Raw genomic sequence first — 18900 nt, 5'->3', positions numbered from 1 at the left:
GCCCGGTCCCTGCCAGAAGCGACACGGTTCGGGGTTCCCGGCGCCGGCCAGCGGCCGGCATTACCGTCCGGGCAGGCGCCGCCTGCTCAGGGCAGGAACAGCTCGACCACGTCGTTGGTGAAGCGCCGGCCCAGTTCGGTAGGGATGACCTCATCGCCGGTCACGGTCATCCAGCCCTTGGCCACGGCAATGCGCAGCGGCGCGTCGATCCGGGCCCGGTCCAGCCCGGTACGCGATTCGAAATCCTTCAGCGCAAAGCCTTCGTGCAGCCGCAGCAGGTTGAGCATGTACTCGAACGGCAGCCGCTCGGCGCTGATCACATCGTCGCCGCCGATCGAGGCTGCGGTCCCGGCAGTGTCCATGAAGGTCTGCGGATGCTTGTGCTTCCAGCGGCGCAGCACGTGTTCTTCAGCGCCGCTGCTGATCTTGCCGTGTGCACCGGCGCCGATCCCCAGGTAGTCGCCAAAGCGCCAGTAATTGAGGTTGTGCTGGCTCTGCCGGCCCGGTTTTGCGTAGGCGCTGACCTCGTACTGCGCATAGCCGGCCTCGGCCAGCATCTGCTGGCAGTGTTCCTGGATGTCCCACGCCGAATCTTCGTCGGGGATGCCCTGCGGCGGCCGCGCGAAGAACACGGTGTTCGGCTCCAGCGTGAGCTGGTAATGCGACATATGCGTGGGCTGCAGCGCGAAGGCACGCTCCAGATCATGCTCGGCCTGGGCCAGCGTCTGCTGCGGCAGCGCGTACATCAGATCGATGTTGAAGTTGTCGTAGCCGGCGTCCTGCGCCAGCTTCACCGCCCGCTCGGCCTCGCCACTGTCGTGGATGCGGCCCAGGCGCTTGAGCGCCTCGTCGTTGAAGGTCTGGATGCCGAAGCTGATCCGGTTCACGCCGGCGGCGCGGTATCGGTCGAAACGGCCGTGCTCGGCGGTGCCCGGGTTGGTCTCCAGGGTCACCTCCAGGTTCGGTGCGAAGCGCAGCCGGGCCGACGCCGCCTGCAGGAAGCGGTCGATCGCCTCGGGCGGGAACAGGCTCGGCGTGCCACCACCGAAGAACACACTGCTCACCACCCGGCCCCAGACCAACGGCAGGTCCTGATCGAGATCGCGGATCAACGCGTCGATGTAAGCCTCGAACGGCAGCTCGCCCTTGGCCGCATGCGAGTTGAAATCGCAGTACGGGCATTTGCGCACGCACCACGGCAGATGCACATACAGCGCCAGCGGCGGCGTCACCAGCCGCGGGGCGTGGTCGTGATCGCCCGTGCAGGCTTCGCCGGGCTGGTGGGAGCAGTGGTCGTGTGCCATCAGAGCAGGGCGGGCAGCTTCTGCTTGAGCAGCTGCAGGGCTTTGGCGCGGTGGCTCATCGCGTTCTTCAGGTCCGGTGCCATTTCAGCGGCGGTCTGCGCCAGCACCGGGTCGAGGAACAGCGGGTTGTAGCCGAAGCCGTGGCTGCCACGCAGCTCATCGAGGATCACGCCCTCCCAGCTGCCTTCGCAGATCAGCGGCTGCGGATCATCGGCATGGCGCAGCAGCACGATCACCGCATAGAAGCGGGCGCTGCGGCGATCGGCCGGTACGTCGCGCATCGCCTCGAGCAGCTTGGCGTTGTTGGCGGCATCGTTGGTCGGGCTGCCGGCATAGCGCGCGCTGTACAGGCCGGGGGCGCCGTCGAGGGCATCCACGATCAGGCCCGAGTCGTCGGCCAGCGCGGGCAGACCGGTGCTCTGGCAGGCATGGCGCGCTTTGATCAGGGCGTTCTCGACGAAGGTCAGGCCGGTTTCCGGGACGTCGCTGACGCCCAGTTCGCCCTGCGCCACGATCTCCAGCGGCAGGCCGCCGAGCATGGCCTGCAGTTCCTTCAGTTTGCCGGCGTTGCCGCTGGCCAGGACCAGTTTCATTGCTTGGGCTCCAGCAGATCCCACGTGTTGCCGTACAGATCGCGGAACACCGCGACGGTTGCGTAGACCTCCTCGCGTGGGGTTTCGAGGAAGACCACGCCACGCGCGGTCATCGCCGCGTGGTCACGCCAGAAATCATCGGTGTTCAGGAAGAAGCCGACCCGGCCACCGGTCTGGTTGCCGATCCGCGCGCGCTGCTCGTCGTTGCTGGCACGCGCCAACAACAAGGCCGCCGCGCTGCCATCGCCCGGCCCGACCACCACCCAGCGCTTGTCGCCCTGGTCGATGTCCTGGAGCAGGCTGAAGCCCAGCGCGCCGGTGTACCAGGCGATCGCCTCGTCGTAGTCGGCCACCACCAGGGTGGTCAGGGCGATGCGACGGTTCATGCCTGGGCCAGGGCTGCCTGCTGCGCAGCGAACAGATCCTTGATGCCCTTTTCGGCCAGGACCAGCAGCGCATCCAGTTCATCGCGGCGGAAGGCATGGCCTTCGGCGGTGCCCTGCAGTTCGATGAAGCCGCCGCCGTCGTTCATCACGACGTTCATGTCGGTATCGCAATCGCTGTCTTCGGCGTAATCCAGATCCAGCACCGGGGTGCCGCGGTACACGCCAACCGACACCGCCGCGACCGCGCCGAAGATCGGGTTGCGCTTGATGTCGCCGCGCTTGATCAGGAAGTTCACCGCATCCACCAGGGCCACGTAGGCGCCGGTGATCGCCGCGGTGCGGGTGCCGCCGTCGGCCTGCAGCACATCGCAATCGAGCGTGATGGTGCGCTCGCCGAGCGCGCCGCGGTCGATGCAGGCGCGCAGGGTGCGGCCGATCAGGCGCTGGATCTCCAGCGTGCGGCCACCCTGCTTGCCGCGGGCGGCTTCGCGGTCGTTACGGGTGTGGGTCGAACGCGGCAGCATGCCGTACTCGGCCGTCACCCAGCCTTCGCCCTTGCCGCGCAGGAAACCCGGTACGCGGTTTTCCACGCTGGCCGTGCACAGCACGCGGGTCTCGCCGAAGCTGACCAGGACCGAGCCCTCGGCGTGGCGGGTGAAGGCGCGCTCGATGCGCACTTCGCGCAGCTGGTCGGCCTGGCGGCCACTGGGACGGGAATCAGTCATGCTCAAGTTCCGGTAAGACGAGGGATGCGGGGCCACGCCCGGGCCGGGGACCGGCGGGCGAGGAGGCTCTAAGGAGACCGCTAGGGTACCATTTGCACTTTGAGAGCACCGGAAACCCGCATGATTCGAAGCATGACCGCCTATGCCAACGGCGAGCGCGCCACCCGCTGGGGCACGCTGGCCTGTGAGCTGCGCTCGGTCAACCACCGGTTCCTGGAGGTCGGCGTCCGCCTGCCCGAAGAACTGCGTGCGTTGGAGCCGCACCTGCGCGAGCGCGTCGCTTCCCGCTGCAGCCGCGGCAAGATCGATCTGGTCATGCGCCTGCGCGCGCCGGAGGTCACCGGTGCACTGGTGGTCAACGATGCGCTGCTGGGCCAGCTCGGCGAGCTGGCGACCCGGTTGTCCTCGGGCTTCCCGAGCCTGCAGGTGAGCTTCACCGAACTGCTGCAGATGCCGGGCGTGATGCAGGGCGAGGCCGTGGATGCCGCCGCGCTGCATGCCGAGGCCCTGGCACTGCTGGATACGGCCCTGGACGGCTTCGTGGCCGCGCGTGAGCGTGAAGGCGACAAGCTGGCCACCGCGATCCAGGAGCGCGTGGACAGCATCGAGCGCATCGCCGCCGAGGTCACCACCCTGATCCCGCTGATCCGCGAGGGCCAGCGCACCAAGCTGGCCGCCCGCCTGGCCGACCTGCCGCACCCGGTCGATCCCGGCCGGGCCGAGCAGGAACTGGTCATGTGGCTGCAGAAGCTGGACGTGGATGAGGAACTGGACCGCCTGGGCAGCCATATCGCCGAGATCCGCCGCGTCTTCAAGCAGCGTGAGCCGGTCGGCCGCCGCCTGGACTTCCTGCTGCAGGAGTTCAACCGCGAGGCCAATACGCTGGGCTCCAAATCGGTGGACAGCCGCACCTCCAATGCCGCCGTCGAGCTGAAGGTGCTGATCGACCAGATCCGCGAACAGGTGCAGAACATCGAATGAGCAGCCAGATCCCGGCCGTCGGCGCGCCTGCGCGCGGCACCCTGTACATCGTGGCCGCGCCCTCCGGGGCCGGCAAGAGCAGCATCGTCAACGCCACCCTGGCCCGCGACCCGCAGATCGCCCTGTCGATCTCGTTCACCTCGCGCGCCACGCGCCCGGGTGAGATCAATGGCGAGCACTACCACTTCGTCAGCGCCGAGGAATTCGAGCGGATGATCGCCGCCGGTGACTTCTTCGAGCATGCCTGGGTGCATGGCGACTGGAAGGGCACCGCACGGCAGTCGGTCGAGCCACAGCTGTCGGCCGGCCAGGACGTGCTGCTGGAGATCGATTGGCAGGGCGCCCAGCAGGTCCGCCAGCTGGTGCCGGGCACGGTCACCGTGTTCATCCTGCCGCCGTCCAAGCAGGCGCTGCAGGACCGGATGCGCAAGCGCGGGCAGGACAGCGAGGCGGTGATCGCCCAGCGCCTGGCCGCCGCGCGTGAAGAAATGCTGCACTTCAACGACTTCGACTACGTGATCGTCAACGAGGTCTTCGAGACCGCGGTGGACGAGCTGTGTGCCATTTTCACGGCCAGCCGCCTGCGCCGGGAAGCCCAGAAGGTCCGCCACGCGGGCCTCATCCAGGCACTGCTGACCCAGGATCCGGCCACAACCGACTGATTCTCAACGGGGTGCTAGCCGGTTGGCTTGATTTTGTCCAGCCCTGGCCGGTACAATCCGTCCCCTTTCCCTCATTCGATTGAGCAGCCCTCACCGGCTGCCGGGAGCCCGCATGGCCCGCATCACCGTAGAAGATTGTCTGGAAGTCGTGAACAACCGTTTCGAACTGGTCATGATGGCGTCCAAGCGCGCCCGTCAGCTGGCCAATGGCGTCCAGGCCACCCTGGACAACAGCGAAACCGAAGACAAGCCGACCGTGCTGGCGCTGCGCGAAATTGCCGCCCGCAAGATCGACAACGCCCTGATCGACGAAGTCGAGAAGGCCGAGCGCGAGCGTGCCGAGCGTGAAGCACTGGAATGGGCCGCTGCCGAAGTCGTCGCCGACGAAGACATGTCCAAGAACGACGACTGATCGCCTCGCGCGTCCGTTGTTGTTGCTGCGAACAGCCCGCCTTTTGGCGGGCTGTTTCGTTTGTGCCGCCAGTCGCTGTGGTGAGGGCGTGTTGTTGCAGGTGAAACTCCCTGTTCAGGATTTGCCGATATCACGCCGCTGGCATAGTCTTTGAGCATGAACCCAGGCCCCACTGCCAAGGTCGCCACGCCCGCCGGCGCGGCCGTACCCGACTATGTCCTCCAGCTTGAGCGCGCAGCGCACTATCTGCCGCCCGACCAACTGCCGCTGCTGCGCCGCGCCTGGGAAGTAGGCGCCGCCGCGCATGCCGGCCAGACCCGCAAGTCGGGCGAGCCCTACATTACCCATCCGGTCGCCGTGGCCCAGGTGCTGGCCGAGCTCGGCCTGGACGTGGAGGCGCTGATCGCTGCGATCCTGCACGACACCATCGAAGACACGCCGCTGACCCGCGAGGAGCTGGCCGCCGAGTTCGGCGAAGCCGTGGCCGAGCTGGTCGATGGCGTGACCAAGCTGGACAAGCTGAAGTTCCGTGATCGCCAGGAAGCGGCGGCGGAGAGTTTCCGCAAGATGCTGCTGGCGATGTCGCGCGATCTGCGCGTGATCATGATCAAGCTGGCCGACCGCCTGCACAACATGCGTACGCTGGGTGCGCAGAGCCGCGAGGCACGTGGCCGCATCGCCCGCGAAACGCTGGAAATCTACGCCCCGATCGCGCAGCGGCTGGGCATGAGCCTGGTCAAGAGCGAGCTGCAGAACCTGGGCTTCAAGGCGCTGTACCCGTGGCGCCACGCGATCCTGGAAAAACACATCCGCAGCCAGCCGGTGGTGCGCCGCGAGGCGATGGCGCAGGTGGAAGTGCAGTTGAGCCAGCGCCTGGCCAAGGAAGGGCTGGAGCATCGCCTGGTCAGCCGCATCAAGACCCCGTGGAGCATCTACAACAAGATGCACGACGAGAACAAATCCTTCGACCAGGTCATGGATGTGTTCGGCTTCCGCCTGGTCGTGCGCAACGTGCCCAGCGCCTACCACGCGCTCGGCGCGGTGCATGCCACCTTCAAGCCGCTGGATGGGCGCTTCCGCGATTTCATCGCGATCCCCAAGGCCAACGGCTACCAGTCGCTGCACACGGTGCTGTTCGGGCCGTATGGCTCGCCGATCGAGGTGCAGATCCGTACCGAGGAGATGGACCTGATCGCCGAGCGCGGCGTGGCCGCGCACTGGACCTACAAGTTCGGGGGCGACTCGCCCAACAGCGCACAGAGCCGTGCGCATGCGTGGATCGTGGAGTTGATCGATTCCCAGCGTGCCGCCGGCTCGTCGCTGGAATTCCTGGACAACGTCAAGGTGGATCTGTTTCCGGACGAGGTCTATCTGTTCACGCCCAAGGGCAAGATCCTGGCGCTGCCGCGCAATTCCACGGCGCTGGATTTCGCCTATGCGGTGCATACCGATGTGGGCAACATGGCGGTGGCCTCGCGGGTCGACAAGAAACTGGTCCCGCTGCGCACCAAGCTGGTCAGTGGGCAGACGGTGGAAGTGATCACCGCGCGTTCGGCCACGCCCAAGCCGCAGTGGCTGGAGTTCGTGGTCAGTTCCAAGGCGCGCACGGCGATCCGTCACCAGCTCAAGCAGCTGGAGCACGAGGACGCGGTGCAGCTGGGTCATCGGATGCTGGACCGCGCGCTGGAGGCGATGGACAGCTCGCTGGAGCGGTTGCCGAAGGGGCGCCTGGATGCGTTCCTGGCCGAGCACCGGTATCCGCGCCTGGAGGCCCTGCTGGCCGAAGTGGCGCTGGGCAACTGGATGCCGAACCAGGCCGCGCAGGCGCTGATGGCGTATGCGGAGCTGCGCGGTGGGGCGCATTCGAAGCATTCGCAGGAAAAGATCCTGATCAATGGCAGCGAGCGCGGGGTAGTGAGCTTCGCGAACTGTTGTCAGCCGATTCCGGGCGACGACATCATGGGCTACCACACGGCCGGCAAGGGCATCGTGGTGCACCGTCTGGACTGCCCGAACCTGGCCGAGCTGCGCAAGTCGCCGGAGCGCTGGGTGCCGATCGGGTGGGATACGAAGGTATCCGGGGATTACGACACCTCGTTGATCGTCGAGGTGGAGAACGGGACCGGCGTGCTGGCGCAGTTGGCGGCGGCGATCGCGCAGAGCCATTCGAACATCGAGCGGGTGGATTATCTGGACCGCGATTTCAATGCGGCGGTGCTGGCGTTCAATATCCAGGTGCGCGATCGCAACCATCTGGCGGAAGTGATGCGGCGTCTGCGGCGGTTGTCGGTGGTGCAGTCGGTCAGGCGCCAGTAACGCGCGAGCTGCTACCCGTCAACGGCGGTTCACGTGCGCCTTCTTCCTGCGTGGGGGATGTGACGGGCAGGCCGGGGCAGGACCCGCTGCAAGTACGTCCCTGTAAGCTCGTGTGTTGCCATCCATGGCAACACACGGTCCTGCCCCGGCCCACCCGTCACCTCCCTGCCAGGGCGTGCGGGGGTGCGGAGACAGGTGGCGTGGCTACCGCGAACGGATGGGTCATTGGTGCTGCGCGGTTGGGGGGGCGTCCACGCATGGCGTGGCGCTACCCTTGGGGGCGCTACAATTGCGTTCCCCCTTTTGAATCGTGGAGCTTCCATGTCCCGTCAGATCATTACCAGTGCCAAGGCCCCGGCGGCCATCGGTCCGTATTCGCAGGCTGTGCGTGCGGGCAATACCGTGTACTTCTCGGGCCAGATTCCGCTGGATCCGGCCACCGGTGACATCGTGGGTGTGGGCGATATCGAGGCGCAGGCGCGTCGTGCGTTCGACAACCTGAAGGCCGTGGCCGAAGAGGCCGGTGGTTCGCTGGATCAGATCGTCCGTCTGGGCCTGTACCTGACCGATCTGGGCGAGTTCGCCAAGGTCAATGCGGTCATGCAGGATTACTTCAAGGCGCCGTTCCCGGCACGTTCGACCATCGAAGTGGCGGGTCTGCCGAAGGCGGCCAACTTCGAAGTCGATGCGGTGATGGTGCTCGACCAGGCCTGACGTGGCGCGGTCACGGGCTCCTGCACCGGCGCTGGCCGCAGCCGGGGAGGCATCGTTGTCGATGCTCTCCGGTATCGGGCCGGCGGTGGCGATCAAGCTGGCCGCCCGTGGCCTGTCGTCGCTGCAGGATCTGTGGCTGCATCTGCCACTGCGCTATGAAGACCGTACCCGGCTGACCACCATTGCCCAGTTGCAGCCGGGGGTGGCGGCGCAGGTGGAGGGGCGGGTGAGCGCGGTGGAGCGCGGGTTCCGCTATCGGCCGGTGCTCAAGGTCGCGATCGAGGATGATTCGTACGGCACGCTGGTGCTGCGTTTCTTCCACTTCCGCGCCCAGCAGGTCGCGCAGTTTGCCGTGGGCACGCGCATCCGCTGCTACGGCACCGCCAAGCCTGGCCATCACGGGCTGGAGATCGTCCACCCCGGTTACCGGGTGATGGGCGGCAATGAAGATGACGAGCTGGGCGACAGCCTCGATCCGGTCTATCCGGCGGTCGAGGGGGTTGGCCCCGCCACGATGCGTAAATTCATCGGCCTGGCGCTGGACAGGCTGCCGGAAGAATCCACGCTGGAACTGCTGCCGGCCGGGTGGTTGTCCGGGTTGGCGTTGCCCTCGCTGCGCAGTGCGCTGCTGACCGTGCACCGGCCACCGCCGGACGCCGATCTGGTGGCACTGGCCGCGGGCCGGCATCCGGCGCAGCGCCGGTTGGCCATCGAAGAACTGCTGGCGCACCACCTGAGTCTGCGCCGTCAGCGCATGGCGTTGCAGGCGCATCACGCGCCCTCGCTGCGCGGGCAGGGTGCCTTGGTGGCGCAGCTGCGCGACAGCCTGCCGTTCCAATTGACCGGTGCGCAGCAGCGCGTGTTCGAGCAGATCCGCAAGGACCTGGCCAAGGCGCATCCGATGCTGCGGCTGGTGCAGGGCGATGTCGGCTCGGGCAAGACCGTGGTGGCCGCGTTGGCGGCGATGCTGGCGGTGGAGCGGGGCAAGCAGGTCGCATTGGCCGCGCCCACCGAGCTGCTCGCCGAGCAGCATATGAACAATCTGCGCGCCTGGCTGGAGCCGCTGGGCGTGCGCACGGCGTGGCTGGCTGGCAAGGTCACCGGCAAGGCGCGCACCAAGGTGTTGGCCGAGGTCGCCTCGGGCCAGGCGCAGGTGGTGGTCGGTACGCACGCGCTGATGCAGGACAGTGTGGTGTTCAAGGACCTGGCCCTGGCGATCGTCGATGAGCAGCACCGTTTCGGCGTGCACCAGCGGCTGGCGCTGCGCGACAAGGGGGCGGGTGGGCGCAGTGTGCCGCACCAGCTGGTGATGACGGCGACGCCGATTCCGCGCACCCTGGCGATGTCCGAGTACGCTGATCTGGATGTCTCGGCGATCGACGAACTGCCGCCCGGGCGCACGCCGGTGCAGACCGTTGCGCTCAACAATGATCGCCGGCCGGAGTTGATCGAGCGTATCGCCGTCGCGTGCCGCGAAGGCCAGCAGGTGTACTGGGTCTGCACGCTGATCGAGGAAAGCGAAGAGCTCGATGCCACGCCCGCGCAGGCCACGTTCGAATCGCTGCAGGCGCTGCTGCCGGGCGTGCGCGTGGGGTTGGTGCACGGGCGGCTGAAGGCGAGTGAGAAACTCGCCACGATGGTTGCCTTCAAGGCCGGTGAGATCGATCTGCTGGTGGCCACCACGGTGATCGAGGTCGGCGTGGACGTGCCCAATGCCTCGTTGATGATCATCGAGAATGCCGAGCGCCTCGGCCTTGCCCAGCTGCACCAGCTGCGCGGCCGGGTGGGGCGCGGCTCGGCCGTATCGCGTTGCGTGCTGCTGTACCAGGCGCCGTTGTCGAACATGGCGCGCGAGCGGCTGGAAACGATGCGGCAGACCAACGATGGCTTCCTGATCGCCGAGAAGGATCTGGAGCTGCGTGGCCCGGGCGAATTGCTGGGCACGCGGCAGACCGGCCTGGCCGGGTTCCGGATGGCCGATCTGGCCCGCGATGCGGATCTGCTGCCAGGTGTGCACGCGCTTGCCGAGCGGCTGCTGGCGGAGGCGCCTGACGTGGCCGATCAGGTGGTGCGGCGCTGGATCGGCGCAGCCGTGCGGTACGCGTCGGCATAACGCGCGGGCGGTCGGCAGGGGGCGAAGGCCGGCGCGCGTCCTTCCACGATCAGAGCCGCGAAGTGGCCCATCCGATTGCGGTCGAGTAATCGAAGCAGGAGCCACCCACATTCAAGGCCAGCCGGCTTTGGGGCCAACGTGAGGCGTGGGAGGGCACCGCCTTGTATTTGTCATGACAGGGTGCGAAAGTCCCTTGCCGATTATCAAGACGGCAACGATGAGCAAGAAGATTCCGCTGTTGATCGACACCGACCCCGGTGTCGATGATGCCCTGGCCCTGTTGATGGCCTTCGCCGATGAGCGCCACGATATCGTTGGCCTGACCATCGCCGCCGGCAACGTAGGCCTGGACCACACGGTCCGCAATGCCCTGAAACTGTGCGAAGTGGCTGGCCGCGACGATGTGCCGGTCTACGCCGGTACCGCCGACCCGCTGCTGCACCCCTCTGTCGATGCCGCCCATGTGCACGGCGCCGATGGCTTTGGAGATGTGAACCTGCCGGCCGCCAAGCGCCAGGCCGAGGCCGAACACGCTGCGCTGGCGATCCTGCGCCTGTCGCACGAATACGCCGGTGAGCTGTTCCTGGTCGCACTCGGCCCGCTGACCAACCTGGCGCTGGCCCTGAAGCTCGACCCGACCCTGCCGCAGCGCGTGAAGCGCTTCCTGGTCATGGGCGGAGCGGTGACCTGCCACGGCAACATCACCCCGGCCGCCGAGTTCAACATCGCCTTCGATCCGGAGGCGGCGCACATCGTGTTCACCGGCTTCCCGCACATCGAAGTGGCCGATTGGGAGGCCACCGTCGCCCACGGCCTGCTGCATGCCGACGTCGAGCAGTGGCTGGCGGCGGACAGCGACAAGGCCCGTTTCTACGAGCTTATCTCGCGCCAGACCCGCCTGTGGTCCGAAGACAGCCGTGGCGAGCGCTGGTACGCCGCCGATGCCCTGGCGATGGCCTGGGCGCTGCAGCCGGAAGGCGCGCTGCGGGTCGAATCGCGTCCGCTGAACGTGGAACTGGCCGGCGTGCACAGCCGGGGTGCTACCATTGTCGACTGGAACCGCCAGACCGGGCAGCCTGACAACACTCAGCTGCTGATGGCCTACGACCAGGGTCGCTTCGAGGCCCAGGTGAGGGCGGCACTCGGCGTCTGATGACGCCGCTGCGGCGGACCTTTCGCACGGTTGATGGACCCGGCTTGCCCTTTGCGGCGGCCGGGACTATAATGCCGCTCTTGACCACCAGCCCTTATTACGGTGCGCGCCCATGAAGGCCGATATTCATCCTGCTTACCGCGACGTGGTTTTCCACGACGTTACCTCTGATTTCAAGATCCTGACCCGTTCGACCATGTCCACCAAGGACACGATCAAGTGGGAAGACGGCAACGAGTATCCGCTCGTCAAGGTTGAAATCTCCTCGGCTTCGCATCCGTTCTACACGGGCAAGCACAAGGTGATCGACACCAGCGGCCGTATCGACAAGTTCCAGAAGCGTTTCGGCAAGCCGGCGCCGACCGCGGCCTGATCTGTCGACGCAGCTGCTTGAAAACAACGGTCGCCTCGGCGGCCGTTGTTTTTTGTTGTCCCCGGTTTGCTGAACGCCAGGTGAGGCCTGCATGCCCCGCCGACGGAACGCTGTGTCCGTGCGTTGGCGCGAGCCCTTGCGCGCGCTGGCACAGCGCCTCCGGTGCGGCCTGGAAGCTGCGTCTACGACTTCCGTCCTAGGGCGTCAAAAATGTTGCTGTGCGATAATGGCGGGATCCACGATAACGATCGTGGACTTCCTTCACGTGCCTGACCCATGCGCTTGGGCGGGCGCCTTCCCTCGAGGAGCGCACACAGTGTCCGATCTTGATCAGGTCACGCTCAACGCCGGCGACACGTCGGTTGTTCTGCCAGTCATCAAACCCACGCTCGGCAACGATTGCGTCGATATTTCGAAGCTGACCAAGGAAACCGGTCTCTTCACGTACGACTCCGGCTTCACCGCCACCGCCAGCTGCAAGTCCGCCATCACCTATATCGACGGTGACAAGGGCGTGCTGCTGTATCGCGGCTATCCCATCGAGCAGCTCTCGGAAAAGTCGAGCTACGTCGAAGTGGCCTACCTGCTGATCAACGGCGAGCGTCCGAGCGCCGAGCAGCTGAAGGCCTTCACCGACGAGCTGGCGGCCGAAGCCGATGTGGATCCGTCGATCAACACGCTGATCGGCAGCTTCGCCAAGGATGCCCATCCGATGGCCATCCTGACCGCCGCCATCGCGCAGCTGTCGGGCATCTACCACGCCTCGCTGGACCTGTCCGACGCCGAACAGCGTCGCCACGCCGCGGTGCGCCTGATCGCCAAGGTGCCGACCCTGTCGGCCCTGATCTACCGCCACGGCAAGGGCCTGCCGGCCAACAAGCCGGACACCTCGCTGGATTACGTCAGCCGCTTCCTGAAGCAGACCTTCGAGTCCGCCGATGGCCAGTACGAGCTGAACCAGGACGTGGTCAAGGCACTGGATCTGCTGTTCATCCTGCACGCCGACCATGAGCAGAACGCCTCGACCTCGACCGTGCGTCTGGTCGGTTCGACCGGCGCCAACCCGTACGCATCTGTCGCCGCGGGCGTCACCGCGCTGTGGGGTCCGGCCCACGGCGGTGCCAACGAAGCCGTGCTGAAGATGCTGGAAGAGATCGGTTCGGCCGACAACGTCGAGTCCGCCGTGCTCAAGGCCAAGGACAAGACCTCCGGCTTCCGCCTGATGGGCTTCGGCCACCGCGTGTACAAGAACTTCGACCCGCGCGCCAAGGTCATCGGTGAGATGACCGGCAAGGTGCTCAAGCAGCTGGGTGTGCAGGATCCGCTGTTGGACGTGGCCGTCAAGCTGGAACAGGCCGCGCTGCAGGATGACTACTTCGTCGCCCGCAAGCTGTACCCGAACGTCGATTTCTACAGCGGCATCATCTACAAGGCGCTGCAGATCCCGACCGAAATGTTCACCGTCATGTTCGCTCTCGGCCGTACCTCCGGCTGGGTGGCGCATTGGCTGGAACAGCAGGTCGATCCGGAAATGAAGATCGGCCGTCCGCGCCAGGTCTACACCGGCAGCGACGTGCGCGACTACCAGGGCTGATCGCCCCGGCAGGTTGTGATGAGAACGCCCCGCACTGCGGGGCGTTTTTTTTGGGCGCCGCCGGGCACCACTTTTCGTACTTCTTGCATGGGCCTCACTTCGATCGAGGTACAACCTTGGCGGTCACCCTCACGCCCATGGAGTCCCTCATGAATCGTCTGATCGCCGTTGTCCTCATCGCCGCACCGCTGAGCCTGGTCAGCGCCGGCGCACATGCCCAGTACACCGGCCCTGGCGCGACCAGCGCGGTCACCACCGTCGCCGAAGCACGCGACCAGCGCGATGACCAGCCCGTCGTGCTGCAGGGCACGCTGATCGCCAAGATCGGCCACGAACGCTATCGCTTCAAGGATGCCACCGGCGAGATCGACGTCGAGATCGATGACAAGGATCTGCCTGACCGGCAGCCCGTCAGCGCGACGACCGTGGTGGAGTTGCAGGGAGAAGTCGATACCCATCGCTTCAAACCCACCGATATCGATGTGGAGCACGTGCGGATCATCGGCACGCGCTGATCTGCCTGCACCGTCGAACGCCCCGCAGTGCGGGGCGTTCTGCGTTCATCGTCCGGCGGCCCTCAGCGTGTTTCAACATAGCGGCTGGGCGGTTCCCCCAGCACGCGACGGAACGCGGACGAGAACGCACTTGGGCTGGCGTATCCCAGATCCAGTGCGATCCGGGTGACCGGCTGCCCGGCACCCAGGCGTTCGATCGCGGCGAGCAGGCAGACCTGCTGGCGCCATTCGGCAAACCCCACCCCGGTGTCCGCGCGGAACTGGCGGGTGAACGTGCGTCGGCTCACGCCCGCCTCGGCGGCGACCTCATCGAGCGAGGCGGCGATCGAGGGCGCATCGAAGAGCCGCTGGCAGGCGCGCGCCAGGCGCGGGTCGCGGGGCAGCGGTGCATGCAGTGACAGCCGTGGCATCGCAGCGATCTCCGCGACCAGCAACTGCATCAGCCGGCCGGCACGCCCCTCCAGGTCGTACAGTGCCGGCAGATCGACCGCATCGTCCATCAGGTGCCGCAGCAGCGCCGATACGGCATGCACGCCGCAGCGGGCCGGCAACTGGACCGCCGCCACTTCTTCGGCCGCCACGAAGACATTGAGCATCGTGACCGGGCCACGCATCGCCATGGCGTGCGCGACGCCTGCCGGCACCCAGCAGGCACGCTGTGGTGGCACCAGCCAGTGTCCTTCGGGTGTGGTGAGGCTGATGGTGCCGCGCGAGGCAAATGCGAACTGACCGCGCCGATGCGCGTGATCGGGGAAGACGGATCCGGCGGCGTAGTCGTTGGCGGTGACCACCACGGCGCGCGGCAGATCTTCAAAGGGATCGAGCAGGGTATTGCGCATGGCCCGGATTCTATCGTCATCGGCCTGGCATCGACGGCGGGCCACGCGCCGCCGCCCTAACATCGCGGCCCAACCTCACGTTTCCATGGTGCCGCCATGACCACTACCTTTCATCGCGTCGGCACTGGCGCCCATCCTGTCCTGGTCCTGCACGGCTGGTTTGGCGACGCCCATGCCTTCGAACCGATCGAGCCGTGGCTGTGCGGCGAGGCCTTCAGCTACATCTTCATGGATTGCCGCGGCTACGGTGGCATGCGCGGGGCGACCGGTGACTACACGATCGACGAGATCGCCAATGACGCACTGACCTTGGCCGACACGCTCGGCATCGAGTCCTTCAGCCTGGTCGGGCATTCGATGGGCGGCATGGCCATCGAGCGGATCGCGGTGCTCGCCCCGGATCGCGTGCGCGCGCTGGTCGCCGTCGCGCCCGTGCCGTGCGGTGGCATTGCCTACGATTCCCCGACCCGGCAGTTGCTTGAAGCGGCCGCAGGCAGCGTGAGCATCCGCCGGGGCATCATCGATCGCAGCACCGGTGGGCGGTTGCCCGCCGCGTGGCTGGACTGGAAGGCGCAGTACTCGATGGCGCACGCCTCGCCGGAGGCATTCGCGGCGTACTTCCCGGCCTGGGCGGACACCGATTTCAGCGCGGAGATTGCGGACCGGCATCCGGTGAAGGTGCTGGTCGGCGAGCACGATCCTGTGTTCAACGCGGCATTGATGGACAGGACCTACCTGCGCCGCTATCGGCAGGCGACCGTGGAGGTGCTGGAAAATGCGGGTCACTACCCGATGAACGAAACGCCGCTGGCCCTGGTCGCGGCGATCGAGCGCTTTCTGGTTCCGTTCGCCGAGGCCTGAAGCAGGCCGCGCGTACTCTCAGCGGCTGCCCAGATAGCCCTCGATCTCGCTGTCGGCCAGCAGCTCCCGGACCTGCGCGGCCGACGCACGCCGCATCGGCTTCTCATCGATCGCCGACAGCGGCGGCTGGCGCAGGCCGTCATACGGCAGTACCGCGATGTCGAAGGTCAGGTCTTCGGCGCTGAACACCCAGACCGGGGCGTCCAGGCTGCGCTCGCGGTCCAGCCGCAACCGGCGCGTCCGTGATTCGGCCGGAATGCCGTGCTCATCGAGGTAGCGCTGCACGGCATCGGCATCGTCGCTGTGCACCTGCAGCTGCACGGGGCTGTTGGCGTCGGCGGTGCCGTCCAGTACGGGGCCACACAGGCGGGGTGAGAAACCCTGCAGAAAGTCCATCGCACGCAGGGCGGCCTCGCGGCGCTGGCGCAACTGCGCGCCATGGTCGGCACCGGCGAACAGGCGCTGGTACTCGCGCAGGGCGTCTTCGATCTCGGTGTTGCGGGGCAGGGAGGCATCGTCATGGATGCCGAGCCGGGTGGCCGCCTTGAGCTTGGCTTGGTGATAGTCGCGGATGCCGCCCTCGGCCATCAGCCGGGCGGCTTCGTGCGCCAGCTGGTGGCGGCGCTCACGGGTCTGCGTGGCTGCATGCTGGCGGGCTCGATGCATGACCGGTACTCCTTGGCGACCTGCACGGCAATGTACACCGGCGATGTGACAGGCGGGTAGAGTCGCGCCACAGGCCGACGCCGGGGGACATTCGCCGGCCAGGGCATCGCGGCCCAGCGCCCGACTCCCTGGCCGCCGCGCCTGCAAAGATGCAGAGCGCGCTCCATGCTTGCCATGCTGATGGAAAAGAACCAAAAAAAGGCCGGGCAATGCCCGGCCTGTATTCCATCGCGGCGCCGGGCGTAGCCGGCGCATGCGGTCAGAAGATATCGAACGCGGCGTCGTCGGCCTGTGGCGCATGGCTGTTGAAGTCGTACTCCTCCAGCTTCTCCATGTCCTCCACCTTGACCCACTCGGTCGCACCGTTGAGCGTGGCCTGGACCATGCCCGAGGGCGGCTCGTTCTGCGCGATCGGGGTGTCCTTCAGCGCCACGCGCATGTACTCGATCCAGATCGGCAGGGCAGCGCGGCCGCCGTACTCGCGGTAGCCGAGCGAGCGGAAGTCGTCGCGGCCGACCCATACGGTGGTCGCGTAGGGGCCACCGAAACCGGAGAACCACGCATCGCGGTGATCGTTGGTCGAGCCGGTCTTGCCGCCCACGTCCTCGCGGCCGAGCACCTTGGCCGCGGTGCCGGTGCCGCGCTGGACCACGTCGCGCATCATGGAGTTGAGCTGATACGCGGTGCGCGCATCGATCGCGCGCGGGGCGACCTTGGCATCCGGGTTCACCGCTACCGGCGTTTCGGCGGCGGCGGTGGACGTGGCCTGCTGCGGCTTGGCCGGCGCGGCATTGGCCGCCGGTGCGGAGCCGAAGTTGAAGCCATCCACCACCTGGCTGACCGGCACGCCGCTGGTGCCGGCGCAGTCGCGGCAGGCGATGGCCGGGTTCTCCTTGAACACTTCCACGCCGTCGCGGTCGGTCACCCGGTCGATCAGCCAGGTGTCCACGCGCGAGCCGCCGTTGGCGAACACCGCGTAACCACGCGCCACCGAGAGCGGGGTCAGCGAGGCGGTGCCCAGCGACATCGACAGGTTCGGCGGCAGCTCGGCCTCGGCGAAGCCGAACTCGCTGATGTACTTGCGCGCGTAATCCACGCCCATGCCATCGAGCAGCCGCACCGAGACCAGGTTGCGCGACTGCACCAGCGCTTCACGCAGGCGCATCGGGCCGCGGAAGCCGCCGCCGTCGTTCTGCGGCGACCAGGTCTTGCCGCGGCGGTCGCGGAACACGACCGGGGCATCGAGCACGATCGAGGCCGGGTTGAAGCCCTTGTCGAAGGCGGCCGCGTAGATGAAGGGCTTGAAGCTCGAGCCCGGCTGGCGACGCGCCTGGGTGGCACGGTTGAACTTGTTGCCGGAGAAGCTGAAGCCGCCCACCAGTGCCTTCAGTGCGCCGTTTTCAGCGTCCAGTGAGACCAGCGCGGCCTGGCCGCGCGGGATCTGGTCGAGCAGCCACTCGCCTTCCTTCTCGCCGGCGCGCACGCGCACGATGTCGCCGCGGGTGACCAGCTTGGCCGGGGTCTTGTTGGTCCAGCGGGCAGCGCTGGCCGGCAGCACCACCTCGCTGCGGTTGCCCAGCACCACGGTCGCGCTGCCATCGGCGGCGGTGGCTGCCACGATCGCCGGCAGCAGGCCGGTCTGGGCCGGAATGCCGGCCAGCTTGGTGGCCAGCGCGGCGGCATCGGCGTCGGCCGGCACCTCCACGTGCTGCTCCACGCCATGCCAGCCGTGGCGGTGGTCGTAGGCCAGCAGGCCATCGCGCACCGACAGGTTGGCCGCGGTCTGCAGCTCGGCGTTGATCGTGGTGGTCACGTGGTAACCCTTGTTGACCACGTCGCCGCCGAAGCGGGCGATCATTTCCTGGCGCACCAGTTCGGCCACGTAAGGCGCTTCGACCTGCACCGGCGGCTCATGCGCGGTGGCATGCATCGGCACGGCCTTGGCCGCGTCGGCCTCGGCCTGGGAGATGAAGCCCAGGCTGGCCATGCGCTGCAGCACATAGAAGTCGCGGCGCTCACGGGCACGCTCGGGGTTGCTGATCGGGTTGCCCGAGGAAGGGAACTTGGGGATGCCGGCCAGCGAGGCCATCTCATCCAGGTCCAGCTCGCCCAGCTTCTTGCCGTAATAGAACTCGGCCGCGGCGGCCACGCCATACGCGCGGTTACCGAAGAAGCTCTTGTTGAGGTAGAGCTCGAAGATCTCGTCCTTGCTCAGCTCGCTCTCGATCTTGCGTGCCAGCAGGATCTCGGCCAGCTTGCGGGTGTAGCTGTATTCCGAGCTCAGGAAGAACTGGCGGGCGACCTGCTGGGTGATGGTCGAACCACCGGGCACGCGCCTGTCACTGGTGGTGGCCAGCAGCCAGACCGCGCGGCCGATGCCCTTGTAGTCCACGCCGCCATGCTCGTAGAAGCGCGCATCCTCGGTAGCGAGGAACGCCTGCTTGAGGCGCTCGGGGACGTCCTTCATGGTGATGGGGGTGCGCCGGGTTTCCCCGAACACCGCCATCAGCTTGCCATCGCTGGCATAGACGTACATGGGCTCCTGCATCTCCACGTCGCGCAGGGTCTGCACGTCCGGGAGCTTGGAGGAGACGGCGTAATACAGGCCGCCGGCAACCGCAGCGCCGATCAATGCCAGGACCAGGAACGCGACCAGCATCCAGCGCAGCCAACGGCGAAGACGTGTCATCAGT

18 protein-coding genes are annotated in these 18900 nt (G+C 67.0%); 11 read left to right on the top strand and 7 right to left on the bottom strand.

Going from position 1 to position 18900, the window contains the following annotated elements; genetic code table 11:
• Positions 1-86: 86 nt before the first annotated feature.
• Genes hemW through rph form a run of 4 tightly spaced genes read right to left on the bottom strand, consistent with a single transcriptional unit; the run spans position 87 to position 3008 of the window.
• Complete coding sequence (gene hemW / locus AC06E9_RS03460) at positions 87-1304, bottom strand: radical SAM family heme chaperone HemW (protein ID WP_478055480.1); 1218 nt, start codon at positions 1302-1304, stop codon at positions 87-89.
• Positions 1304-1897, bottom strand: a complete 594-nt coding sequence (gene rdgB / locus AC06E9_RS03455) for an RdgB/HAM1 family non-canonical purine NTP pyrophosphatase (protein WP_259259267.1) — start codon at positions 1895-1897, stop codon at positions 1304-1306. The genes hemW and rdgB overlap by 1 nt, the downstream gene beginning before the upstream one ends.
• Entirely contained in the window at positions 1894-2283 is a 390-nt protein-coding gene (locus tag AC06E9_RS03450) for a VOC family protein (protein WP_478055479.1), read from the bottom strand. Before AC06E9_RS03450 ends, rdgB begins: the two co-directional genes overlap by 4 nt.
• Complete coding sequence (gene rph / locus AC06E9_RS03445; RefSeq protein ID WP_088432674.1) at positions 2280-3008, bottom strand: ribonuclease PH; 729 nt, start codon at positions 3006-3008, stop codon at positions 2280-2282. The genes AC06E9_RS03450 and rph overlap by 4 nt, the downstream gene beginning before the upstream one ends.
• Before the next feature lie 120 nt (positions 3009-3128).
• On the opposite strand from rph, the gene AC06E9_RS03440 reads away from it, so the two are divergent.
• From AC06E9_RS03440 to AC06E9_RS03395, 10 genes are all read left to right on the top strand, one after another.
• Positions 3129-3989, top strand: a complete 861-nt coding sequence (locus tag AC06E9_RS03440) for a YicC/YloC family endoribonuclease (protein WP_121039457.1) — start codon at positions 3129-3131, stop codon at positions 3987-3989.
• Positions 3986-4651, top strand: coding sequence for a guanylate kinase (gene gmk / locus AC06E9_RS03435; protein ID WP_121039454.1), 666 nt, complete (start codon positions 3986-3988; stop codon positions 4649-4651). Before AC06E9_RS03440 ends, gmk begins: the two co-directional genes overlap by 4 nt.
• Positions 4652-4763: 112 nt before the next feature.
• Positions 4764-5063: a DNA-directed RNA polymerase subunit omega gene (gene rpoZ / locus AC06E9_RS03430; protein ID WP_005410877.1), complete on the top strand. Its 300-nt coding sequence runs from the start codon at positions 4764-4766 to the stop codon at positions 5061-5063.
• A 156-nt stretch (positions 5064-5219) separates the two neighbouring features.
• On the top strand, positions 5220-7379 hold the full coding sequence (locus AC06E9_RS03425; RefSeq protein WP_478055478.1) for a RelA/SpoT family protein: 2160 nt from the start codon (positions 5220-5222) through the stop codon (positions 7377-7379).
• Between the two features lie 321 nt (positions 7380-7700).
• On the top strand, positions 7701-8093 hold the full coding sequence (locus AC06E9_RS03420) for a RidA family protein (RefSeq protein ID WP_121039448.1): 393 nt from the start codon (positions 7701-7703) through the stop codon (positions 8091-8093).
• Position 8094: 1 nt separating this feature from the next.
• Positions 8095-10206, top strand: a complete 2112-nt coding sequence (gene recG / locus AC06E9_RS03415; RefSeq protein ID WP_478055477.1) for an ATP-dependent DNA helicase RecG — start codon at positions 8095-8097, stop codon at positions 10204-10206.
• 217 nt (positions 10207-10423) lie between these two features.
• Positions 10424-11359, top strand: a complete 936-nt coding sequence (locus AC06E9_RS03410; RefSeq protein ID WP_088432679.1) for a nucleoside hydrolase — start codon at positions 10424-10426, stop codon at positions 11357-11359.
• Positions 11360-11471: 112 nt separating this feature from the next.
• Positions 11472-11732 carry a type B 50S ribosomal protein L31 gene (locus tag AC06E9_RS03405; RefSeq protein WP_019183873.1) on the top strand — a complete coding sequence of 87 codons (261 nt, stop codon included), beginning with the start codon at positions 11472-11474 and terminating at the stop codon, positions 11730-11732.
• Positions 11733-12048: 316 nt separating this feature from the next.
• Positions 12049-13326, top strand: a complete 1278-nt coding sequence (locus tag AC06E9_RS03400; protein WP_121039442.1) for a citrate synthase — start codon at positions 12049-12051, stop codon at positions 13324-13326.
• A 149-nt stretch (positions 13327-13475) separates the two neighbouring features.
• Complete coding sequence (locus tag AC06E9_RS03395; protein ID WP_259259272.1) at positions 13476-13841, top strand: NirD/YgiW/YdeI family stress tolerance protein; 366 nt, start codon at positions 13476-13478, stop codon at positions 13839-13841.
• A 62-nt stretch (positions 13842-13903) separates the two neighbouring features.
• Here the strand turns inward: AC06E9_RS03395 and AC06E9_RS03390 are convergent, their stop codons facing one another.
• Positions 13904-14680 carry an AraC family transcriptional regulator gene (locus AC06E9_RS03390; RefSeq protein ID WP_478055476.1) on the bottom strand — a complete coding sequence of 259 codons (777 nt, stop codon included), beginning with the start codon at positions 14678-14680 and terminating at the stop codon, positions 13904-13906.
• 96 nt (positions 14681-14776) lie between these two features.
• Here AC06E9_RS03390 and AC06E9_RS03385 point away from each other — a divergent pair, with 96 nt between their 5' ends.
• On the top strand, positions 14777-15541 hold the full coding sequence (locus tag AC06E9_RS03385; protein WP_478055475.1) for an alpha/beta fold hydrolase: 765 nt from the start codon (positions 14777-14779) through the stop codon (positions 15539-15541).
• 18 nt (positions 15542-15559) lie between these two features.
• On the opposite strand, the gene AC06E9_RS03380 is transcribed toward AC06E9_RS03385, so the two are convergent.
• Both AC06E9_RS03380 and AC06E9_RS03375 read right to left on the bottom strand, forming a co-directional pair.
• Positions 15560-16207 carry a hypothetical protein gene (locus tag AC06E9_RS03380; protein ID WP_121039430.1) on the bottom strand — a complete coding sequence of 216 codons (648 nt, stop codon included), beginning with the start codon at positions 16205-16207 and terminating at the stop codon, positions 15560-15562.
• 259 nt (positions 16208-16466) lie between these two features.
• Positions 16467-18896, bottom strand: a complete 2430-nt coding sequence (locus AC06E9_RS03375; protein ID WP_152152542.1) for a penicillin-binding protein 1A — start codon at positions 18894-18896, stop codon at positions 16467-16469.
• Positions 18897-18900 lie beyond the last annotated feature (4 nt).

This window comes from Stenotrophomonas sp. Steno-Z10-BAI, assembly GCF_056393115.1.
The sequence above is the reverse complement of the archived record's forward strand: the minus strand, read 5'-3'. Positions and strand labels throughout refer to the sequence as shown.

Excerpts from the sequence above, each read along its gene's own strand:
- hemW (WP_478055480.1), bottom strand. The coding sequence starts at position 1,304 with ATGGCACACGACCACTGCTCCCACCAGCCCGGCGAAGCCTGCACGGGC.
- rdgB (WP_259259267.1), bottom strand. The coding sequence starts at position 1,897 with ATGAAACTGGTCCTGGCCAGCGGCAACGCCGGCAAACTGAAGGAACTG.
- AC06E9_RS03450 (WP_478055479.1), bottom strand. The coding sequence starts at position 2,283 with ATGAACCGTCGCATCGCCCTGACCACCCTGGTGGTGGCCGACTACGAC.
- rph (WP_088432674.1), bottom strand. The coding sequence starts at position 3,008 with ATGACTGATTCCCGTCCCAGTGGCCGCCAGGCCGACCAGCTGCGCGAA.
- AC06E9_RS03440 (WP_121039457.1), top strand. The coding sequence starts at position 3,129 with ATGATTCGAAGCATGACCGCCTATGCCAACGGCGAGCGCGCCACCCGC.
- gmk (WP_121039454.1), top strand. The coding sequence starts at position 3,986 with ATGAGCAGCCAGATCCCGGCCGTCGGCGCGCCTGCGCGCGGCACCCTG.
- rpoZ (WP_005410877.1), top strand. The coding sequence starts at position 4,764 with ATGGCCCGCATCACCGTAGAAGATTGTCTGGAAGTCGTGAACAACCGT.
- AC06E9_RS03425 (WP_478055478.1), top strand. The coding sequence starts at position 5,220 with ATGAACCCAGGCCCCACTGCCAAGGTCGCCACGCCCGCCGGCGCGGCC.
- AC06E9_RS03420 (WP_121039448.1), top strand. The coding sequence starts at position 7,701 with ATGTCCCGTCAGATCATTACCAGTGCCAAGGCCCCGGCGGCCATCGGT.
- AC06E9_RS03410 (WP_088432679.1), top strand. The coding sequence starts at position 10,424 with ATGAGCAAGAAGATTCCGCTGTTGATCGACACCGACCCCGGTGTCGAT.
- AC06E9_RS03405 (WP_019183873.1), top strand. The coding sequence starts at position 11,472 with ATGAAGGCCGATATTCATCCTGCTTACCGCGACGTGGTTTTCCACGAC.
- AC06E9_RS03395 (WP_259259272.1), top strand. The coding sequence starts at position 13,476 with ATGAATCGTCTGATCGCCGTTGTCCTCATCGCCGCACCGCTGAGCCTG.
- AC06E9_RS03390 (WP_478055476.1), bottom strand. The coding sequence starts at position 14,680 with ATGCGCAATACCCTGCTCGATCCCTTTGAAGATCTGCCGCGCGCCGTG.
- AC06E9_RS03385 (WP_478055475.1), top strand. The coding sequence starts at position 14,777 with ATGACCACTACCTTTCATCGCGTCGGCACTGGCGCCCATCCTGTCCTG.
- AC06E9_RS03380 (WP_121039430.1), bottom strand. The coding sequence starts at position 16,207 with ATGCATCGAGCCCGCCAGCATGCAGCCACGCAGACCCGTGAGCGCCGC.
- AC06E9_RS03375 (WP_152152542.1), bottom strand. The coding sequence starts at position 18,896 with ATGACACGTCTTCGCCGTTGGCTGCGCTGGATGCTGGTCGCGTTCCTG.